Genomic DNA, 8,751 nt, shown 5'->3' with positions numbered 1-8,751 from the left:
ACTCAAGGTGTTGCTTGGATAACTCGACTAAAAAAAGCCAGCTACCGCGTCCAAAAAACCTTAAGTCATACGCCAAAACTTGTTGACCAAATCATTGAATTGGGGCACAAACGGGGACGGGCAAAGCCAATAGTTGTGCGTTTGATAGAAATCAAGTGCGGTAATACTTGGTATAAGTACATTACCAGTGTTACTTGCCCAATGGAGTTACCTCCCGATGTAATTGCTGACCTCTATAGTCGAAGATGGCAGATTGAAACTGCATTTTGTCTGGTGAAGCGGTTATTAGGACTTGCCTATTTATGGACAGGTTCTCTTAATGGCATCAAGCTTCAAATCTGGGCTACTTGGTTGTTTTATGCTGTTTTACTTGATGTCGCTGATGCTGTAGCTGATGAACTTGCTATTGAAACTGACAAAATTTCCCTGGAAATGTTATTTCGCTCTTTTTACCACTTTCACTATGCTTACAATCACGGGCTTGCTACTGATCTGATGGCTTACCTTGTTTCTCCCAAAAATCGAGATTTGGGAATTGTTAAATATCAACCCAAATCCCGACAGCAACCCACTTTGAACTTATCTCCGCACCCCACTTGACATTTTGACGCTCACTTTAAGTTGTCACCAATAGTCTCAGACTGGGAATGCCGTCCTGGCGGCTCTGCCGCCAGCAAGGGAGGCGGCAGAGCCGCTTTTGAGTTGCATTTCCAGCCCAGAGGCTGGAAACGAGATTTGAAAAGGCTTTTAGCTTAAGTTGACACCCGTAGGGGCACGGCAGTGCCCCTACGGGTGTACCTCACGTAAACGAGAACCGCTATAAGTAGAAATACTCTCTCAAACTCTAGCTTTCTTCTATCCTGAAAGTGTACCTCGCACATGGACTGCTAAGGACAAGCCCGGAAGCGGATTATCTTTGGCTTTGCGCTACGCATCTACGCACTTCCATCAGAAGCCATTATGATGAATATCGCAATACTCATCACCAACATCACAACATTCATCACCAACATCACAACATTCATCACCAACATCACGACATTCATCACCAACATCACGATATTCATCACCAACATCACGACATTCATCACTAACATCGTGACATTCATCACTAACGTTAAAGCAATCGTCCAAAAAACCAGGTGCAATATCTGAATTAAGAGAAATTACTCAGATTTATGTATTAGTTTTTAAAGAAATAAAATTATTCACGAATTTTACTGAACCAGAAAACAGCTTTACTAAGTCAAACTAGCTCTATAACCCTGGCTAACAAATATATCTATGTCACGTCAAAAACGTACATCCCGTGTTATAGAAAAAGCTGAATTGAGATCCGCTGGACTGAAAGCAATTGATTTAAATATGGATTTTGGTGATAATTGCAATTTACAAAATCTGACTAAATCAATTGAAGAGTTACGCACTATGCTAGATGCTTATAACATTGCTTTAGCTATGATTGACTCTTCCAAGACCAAAATTGATGAGATGGAAAAAACCTTGAACAATCTTACAGATAAGATGGTGATGGGCGTTGCTTTTAAGTATGGCAAAAACAGCAGTGAATATGAGATGGCAGGTGGTATTCGTGATAGCGAACGTATCCGCAAAAGCAGATTAAGCCGCCTAAAAGCTAGTGTCGGAGAAGTATCAGTTGATAATGCTAAGCCTGTCTAGAATAGCACGGAAAGAGGCAGAAAGCAGAGGCTAAGAAAGCTTTTAGCAAAGGATATGGAAAATGAGCAAACGCTACTTGTTCATTAAAACCATTTCTTTTTGACTACTGCGATACCTTTGGTGGGCTTTGCCTACGCAATTTATTCTATGTACAAATATTCTTTTATAAGGAATATTTATGTGCAGTTAATATCATGCAATTTAACGCATATTATACTATGTATTTTGTAGTATATTCTCATTTCTCGTGGTGTTGAGAATACTACAAGATGCGAATTTAAAGAATTTTGCTTGTATAAACTCTCATGAGAGTTTATAGTAATACGGTGTTTTTCCCTTACAATTTCTCGGCAGTTTTATACCATGAATTCTTCTCACAAATGGCAGAAATATTTGTCAGCTTTCTCTTTATCTGTAGTATTAGTAGCTGATTTAGCAATCACACAAAAAGCTCCTCCAGCTTTTGCCCAAACTGTAAATTCATCTATCGGTAATGCTGTAACATTCAGTTGCAATGATAGTGAAGCAACAATCAAAGCTAAAAATGGGGCCAAAGTAAGTAGTGGAACTACAAGCATTTACATTGGTTATCAGCAAGTCTCATCTAATAACAAAAACCCTGTGACAATCCGTTTCAGTAACGGTATCAAATCTTGGTGTCGTAGTGATTACGAAACAACAAATGATGATGGTACAGGTTATGGATTGTATTGGAATGGGGGGGATGTTTTATATGGCGTTTACTCCTCCACTGGTAGTCAGATTGGTAATGATTTCCGCCGCTTTGCAACTGGGCGTTGGTTGTCTAGCTATGGTAGCGGAGGCGGGCCAAAAGTCGCGGTTATAGCCCGGATTAATCCAGCCAATGGACAGGTTAACTATGCCACATTTTTAACTGCTAAAAAGGCGGATAATGGACAAACTAACTCTTTAGTTGTCAACAAGTTATCATGGAATGGCACAAATTTAATTGTGCAGGCAAAGTCATGGTGGACTCCCCGTCGCGCTAATACAAATTCCATGAGTTGCTCTGGTTCATCACCTTATCAATACACAGCAGTATTCACTAGCGATTTAACAAAGGTGAACTCGGCTTCAGCCCTTACCTGTAGTTAAAGAGTAAGCATTCAACTATCAAACCGCAACGCGAGAGTCCATTAGTCATTAGTCTTTGAGATACTATACCCACCCTTCTTTACGAGAGGCTGCGCTAACGGTAAGCTCAGGACATTGCAAAGAACGCGGTCTGAATTAGTCCATAGTCATTAGTTTTTTGGCCCACTTTCTTTTGCTAATAACTAATGACTAATGACTAATGACTAATAACTAATTTTTCCCATGCGGACGATGAATAATTGTCTCCAAAACCCGCCGCTTGGCTTTTGGATCAATCCCTACCAAGCGGATATACTCACCGCTATATTCTGCCAAAGTTGCTTCCAAGTTTGAGATTGCATCAGACTCGGCATCAATATGGCTATGAACACAACTTTGCCAAGAACCTGTGCGGAAACGGCGCTCATCTACGTGTTCAATGCTAATTTTGTAACCTTGAGATAATAATTGCCGAATCTGTTCTTGTGTCTCTAGGGTCAAATGTGGACTTGATACTTCCTGTTTCTGGAATCCATTAGTTTTTACTTCTTGAGTTGCGCCATTGCTTGACGGCTGATTAATTGGTGTTACAGCAGCAGGTTGTGCAGATTGAGAATTTCTACCTCGATTGAGTCGGTTGTAATCGTCAACTAAATGGGAATTTTCCACTCGTTTTTGTTCACCAACGAGGAAGTTACCAGATTCAATTAAGTGAGACAGTCTGAAATCTGGCTTTTTAAATTCTGGTGGGCCTTTAACGCTATTAACCACATTCAAGGATATCTGCTCAAAACCTACTTGATGAATGTAGTTGCGAATTTGTTCGTCATAAATGCGCGATCGCAAAGCGCTAAAAAAGTCAATGGACTGGTTGACAAAAGTATCAACTAGCTGTTCAACTTCCTTCTGTGACAGTCCATCTGGTTCAAAAATCCCTTTGACAATTCCCACTTTGTCGTCTCGGTTTGGTTCCCAGTAAAATTTCTCCATCCGTCCATCCCGAATTAACGGTGCATAGAGGGTAGAAAAATCATTACCTGTGACAATAATCGGCACACGATGTAAAGGCGTGGAATCATAGCTTCCAGGCAACTGCACATCTGTGGGATTATCAGCAATATTCATCAGTGTGGCATTCACCAACTGTGTATTTACAGTATATTGAGTGCCTTCATCAAAGCGTCCAGCCCCCGCATCTAAATCGTTAATCATCAGTACACACATTTTGCCGCGTACTTTGATCAGTTCTGCTGTTTCCCGATAGCGCAGCCGAATCAACCGCGCTGGATCTCCTGCATCTGGACTTTCCAACTCGCCGCCAGAGATGTGAGTCACTTCGATACCCATTTTCTCGAAGACTAATTGACATTGAAATGTTTTGCCTTCTCCCTTGCGTCCGTGAATACCTAAAATCACGGGGACTCGCACGCCAGGAAGCTTTAGAAAGTTTTTAGTAATGTGGACAGCCAGTTTGTCCAAAAAGCGGGGAGCGATGTAGTAACCCATGAGTTTATCTTATGAAGAATTAACACTTCTAAGGTTAATGTTAAGTTTTTTTGGGGATAGCGATCGCCTTTTCCCTGATTTCTTATTGTCATCAGTTTTTGTATACTTAATGAATATAATTTTCATTTAGCTCCAGCATAACACTAATGGCAGTAACGATTTCACAGCAGGCTTACAACGAACTATGTGATGAAAATGTCAATAATGTTGGTAAATTTGACACTGATGATGATTTAGATAACATCTACAAATATCCTCAGCAGTTAGGTCAAGGCTATTCACGCATCATCGAATTAAGGCAGGGATTGGAGTTAGCAATTAACAAATACCATCTCCACAATCAGCTAATTACCCAAGCTATTGAACGTAAACATCCCCTAGAGTATACGTTTTACCTCTCTGGAGGTTACACAGATAAATTTAAATCTCTGACTATTGGTGCTGGAGAATACGGCTTATACGGTAGTGGCATAGCACCAAAAGAACATTGTGAATGGTCAGCAGCACAGCAGCTAGTTGAGATTAATGTTCACATAGAACCAGAGATTTTTTGCTCATTTATCGGCGATAAATCTGGACAACTTTCACCAGAATTGCAGCATTTGGTTAAAGGTGGCGATAGCACTTATTACACTAAATCTGGAGTGACAACGCCAGCAATGCAGACAGCCTTGCAACAAATTTTACATTGCCCTTACCACGGTATCACCAAACGAATGTACTTAGAAGCGAAAGTTATAGAACTGATGGCGTTACTGGTGGAACAAGAAGTAGAAGCGCAAAAAGGTGAAACTCAGACTTATCCAGTCAAATCAGATGATTTAGAACGCATTCACCACGCCAGAGAAATATTATTGCGAAATCTTGACAATCCACCTTCTTTGGTAGAGTTATCACGGCAAGTAGGTTTGAATGAATGTACTCTCAAGCGGGGTTTTCGTCTCGTCTTTGGTACGACGGCTTTTCACTACTTACACAACTATCGTCTGGAAAAAGCACAGCAACTATTGCATACGGGAGACATGAATGTTGTAGAAGTGTCGCGGATAGTGGGTTTTGCTAGTCGTAGTTATTTTGCAGCAGCTTTTAGAAAAAAGTTTGGTCTTAACCCCAAGGAATATCTCACCAACCGAAAAAATTCCCTCTAGCGTTCAAAAAATTCCCTCTAGCAACCATAGTTAACTCCCACACTCCAAAGCATTCCTGTAAGCTTTTTGATAATTATTCCTTTCTGGTAATAAATTTTTATCCAAGTAGAACTGGATGAGATACAGGGTGCAAGCTAATTTTTCACTGGGAAATTTTCTTAATTTAAGGACATTGGTGTGCGGGGTTATGGCTAATCAGCTGCAAAATCTGTTTTTGTTCACAAATTTGATATTAGTATGCATCGCACCGCCTGTATGGTCGCAACAAGTGAAAATCGAGGGAGACAGGAAAAATGAATTACTCCCCCCATCGAACCAAAAACCCGTCATATCACAGAATCTTTCTCAAACCCCGATTCAGGTAACAGGTATCCGCTTGGAGACGACTGACAAAGGACTGGAAGTCGTTTTAGAAACAACCCAAGGGGATAAACTGCAACCGGTAAATAAGAGTGAGGGGAATAATTACATTGTTGATATTCCCAATGCTCAATTGCGTTTATCTAATAATGATACATTTCACCAAGCAAACCCCACTGGTGGAATTACAGAAATAGCTGTTACCAACTTAGATGCAAATACCATCCGTGTAACGGTAATGGGTGAAAGTGGTGCGCCACAGGTTGAATTGTTTGATGGCGATGAGGGTTTAATTTTCGGAGTTGCGCCAACTGTATCTATTACCCAAACGCCAGAGACGCAGCCAACAACTGAAACTCCACCAGAACAACCTACAGCCGAAAGTGAAGAACCCATTGAATTGGTAGTAACGGGTGAACAAGATGGATATCGCGTACCGGATGCATCAACTGCAACAAAAACAGATACTCCCATCCGTGATATACCTCAGTCAATCCAGGTAATTCCCCGTGAAATTTTGCAAGACCAGGGGATAATTCGTGTTAGTGATGCACTGCAAAATGTCAGTGGTGCTAATAATGCTGGTTATTATCAAGGATTTAGCGAATATCTTTCTCTACGGGGTTTTGGTGCTGATACTTATAGAGACGGTATTCGTTCCTATCAAAATTATGGTGGATTGCTGGAAACGGCTGATATTGAGCGAATAGAAGTCCTTAAGGGGCCTGCATCAGTGTTGTTTGGAGACGCACAACCAGGAGGAGTAGTTAACTTAGTATCCAAGCAACCCCTGAATCAACCATTTTATTCTTTTGAGGGAACCGTTGGTAGTTTTAGCACTTATCGCGGTGCAATTGATTTATCTGGGCCACTCAACCAGGAAAAAACCGTACTCTATCGCTTCAACACATTTTATGAGAACAGTGGGAGTTTTCGGGATTTTGTCAATAGCGATCGCTTATTTTTTGCTCCTAAGCTCCAGTTGGTTCTCAGCCCTAACACCACACTAACACTCGATGGTGTCAGGTTCGATGAAACTCGAACAGCAGATGATGGTCTTGTAGCTATTGGGAATCGCCCTGCTAATTTACCACGCGATCGCTTCTTAGGTGAACCCTTCCAAAACGTCGAAATCAATGTTACCAATTTTAGTTACCTACTCGACCATAAATTTAACGACCAATGGTCGCTGACAAACTCATTTCGCGCTCAATTTGTCAATTTAGAACGTTACTATCCTCTACGCGATTCCTTAGATGAAGAGACAGGTGAATTAAGTCGGTTAAGATACTTTTCTGAACGCAAAGACAACGCTTATTCCAGTCAGACAAATGTAGTTGGTAAATTTTCTACAGGTTCCATCAAACATCAACTCTTGCTCGGATTTGAATACACTAAAATAACTGAAAATGGAACTTTTGGTGATTTTACACCCTACCCATCCATAAATATTTTTAATCCAGTTTATAGCCGTTTAGAATATCCCAAACAAGGGATAGTAGACTTTTTCCGTGAAGACAGTCTCGATAAATATGGCTTTTATTTCCAAGACCAAATCGAGTTATTCCCTGGACTAAAGCTATTAGCAGGTGGTCGATTTGACATTTTTGACCAAAATCGCAGCCAACGAGACTTGGGTGAAGAAAAACAAGAATTTGAGCAATCAGACAGTAATTTTAGTCCTCGATTAGGAGTAGTCTATCAACCAACAGAAAATATTTCTTTGTATGCATCTTACACAACTTCATTGGAACCCAGCTTTGGCACAGGTCGAAATGGCGATGGTTCACCCTTTGAACCAGAAACGGGTAGACAATTTGAAGTGGGTATTAAAGCCGATATCAACCGTAATTTGAGTGCAACCTTAGCACCTTGAGGGGAGACAAAATACCCTGAAATAGATATATGGCAAGTAGTGTAGCAATTTATGGTAAAAGAAAAAGAGTATTAATTCGCAATAAGCCCTATTAATGATAATATTACCAGAATTCTACGAAACAAACCTCAAGCGAGAATTGGGACGTGCAGAATATTTATTACTAAAGATCCTGATAAATTTATTACAATCTATTAAAACTGTTAGCATTGAAGCATTGGCTACTGCTTTACCTATCCCCATATTTTTTGAAAGTAGGAGAAAGAAAGTCCAAAGATTTTTGTCTTTAAATTACATAAATATTGAAGAAATTTGGTTCCCAATTATTAAAAGCCGGTTAGAGATATATTTCCCCTTAAATGAAGTTATTTATTTAGTAATTGACCGGACTAATTGGGGGTGTATTAATCTGTTAATGATTAGTGTAGTTTGGGATAAAAGGTCTATCCCAATATATTTTAAGCTATTAGACAAATTAGGTTCAAGCAATTTTGATGAACAAGAAGCAGTATTCAAAAAAGCATTGCCGCTTTTTAATAATTATAAAACTGTAGTGTTAGGAGACCGTGAATTTTGCTCGATAAAGCGCGGATTTCTGGCTGACAGAGCAGAAAGTATATTTCTGTTTACGCTTAAAAAAAGATGCATTTATAGAAATAGAACCGGAAATTTGGCTGCAATTAAGAGATTTAGGTTTAGCGCCTGGTCTTTCCTTCTTTTACCAAGGCATTAAATATACAAAATCCCTTGGGTTTGTTAGCTTTAATCTTGCTGCTAAATGGAAGCATAAACGTTTGGGAGTTGCGCCGGAGGAGGGCTGGTTTATCCTTACCAACTTAGATGATTTAGATTCAGCGATTATTGCTTATAAACAACGTTTTGATATTGAAGAGATGTTTAGAGATTTTAAGAGCGGTGGTTATAACTTGGAAGATACTAATGTATCAGGACAAAGACTAATTTCCCTAATATTATTAATCTCACTTGCCTATACAGCTGCAACTATATCTGGTCAAAAAATTAAACGCATGGGTGTTCAAAAATATGTTGGGCGAATTAAAGAATCCTTAAGGATTGTTCGACGAC

Annotated in this window: 7 protein-coding genes and 1 pseudogene; 6 read left to right on the top strand and 2 right to left on the bottom strand. The window is 39.9% G+C overall.

Annotated features, from left to right (window positions below):
* On the top strand, positions 1-600 hold a 600-nt coding region (locus F8R90_RS03215; protein WP_196509532.1), incomplete at its 5' end, for a transposase.
* A gap of 348 nt (positions 601-948) precedes the next feature.
* On the opposite strand, the gene F8R90_RS03210 is transcribed toward F8R90_RS03215, so the two are convergent.
* Positions 949-1,134: a hypothetical protein gene (locus tag F8R90_RS03210; RefSeq protein ID WP_196509531.1), complete on the bottom strand. Its 186-nt coding sequence runs from the start codon at positions 1,132-1,134 to the stop codon at positions 949-951.
* Between the two features lie 150 nt (positions 1,135-1,284).
* On the opposite strand from F8R90_RS03210, the gene F8R90_RS03205 reads away from it, so the two are divergent.
* Together F8R90_RS03205 and F8R90_RS03200 are read left to right on the top strand one after the other, a co-directional pair.
* On the top strand, positions 1,285-1,680 hold the full coding sequence (locus F8R90_RS03205) for a hypothetical protein (protein WP_196509530.1): 396 nt from the start codon (positions 1,285-1,287) through the stop codon (positions 1,678-1,680).
* 363 nt (positions 1,681-2,043) lie between these two features.
* Positions 2,044-2,796, top strand: coding sequence for a hypothetical protein (locus F8R90_RS03200; RefSeq protein ID WP_196509529.1), 753 nt, complete (start codon positions 2,044-2,046; stop codon positions 2,794-2,796).
* A 210-nt stretch (positions 2,797-3,006) separates the two neighbouring features.
* Here the strand turns inward: F8R90_RS03200 and F8R90_RS03195 are convergent, their stop codons facing one another.
* Positions 3,007-4,281 (bottom strand): ribulose bisphosphate carboxylase small subunit, encoded by a 1,275-nt coding sequence (locus F8R90_RS03195; RefSeq protein WP_196509528.1) that lies wholly within the window; start codon positions 4,279-4,281, stop codon positions 3,007-3,009.
* 146 nt (positions 4,282-4,427) lie between these two features.
* On the opposite strand from F8R90_RS03195, the gene F8R90_RS03190 reads away from it, so the two are divergent.
* The 3 genes and pseudogenes from F8R90_RS03190 to F8R90_RS32630 all read left to right on the top strand — a co-directional run.
* Positions 4,428-5,429: a helix-turn-helix domain-containing protein gene (locus tag F8R90_RS03190; RefSeq protein WP_196509527.1), complete on the top strand. Its 1,002-nt coding sequence runs from the start codon at positions 4,428-4,430 to the stop codon at positions 5,427-5,429.
* Positions 5,430-5,616: 187 nt separating this feature from the next.
* Positions 5,617-7,665 carry a TonB-dependent siderophore receptor gene (locus tag F8R90_RS03185; RefSeq protein ID WP_196509526.1) on the top strand — a complete coding sequence of 683 codons (2,049 nt, stop codon included), beginning with the start codon at positions 5,617-5,619 and terminating at the stop codon, positions 7,663-7,665.
* A 100-nt stretch (positions 7,666-7,765) separates the two neighbouring features.
* Positions 7,766-8,751: pseudogene (locus F8R90_RS32630) on the top strand (IS4 family transposase); the annotation flags it as partial.

The organism is Nostoc sp. NZL (assembly GCF_015714705.1).
Classification (GTDB): domain Bacteria; phylum Cyanobacteriota; class Cyanobacteriia; order Cyanobacteriales; family Nostocaceae; genus Nostoc; species Nostoc foliaceum_A.
Note: the sequence above shows the minus strand (reverse complement) of the source record. Positions and strands in the feature narration are given on the sequence as shown.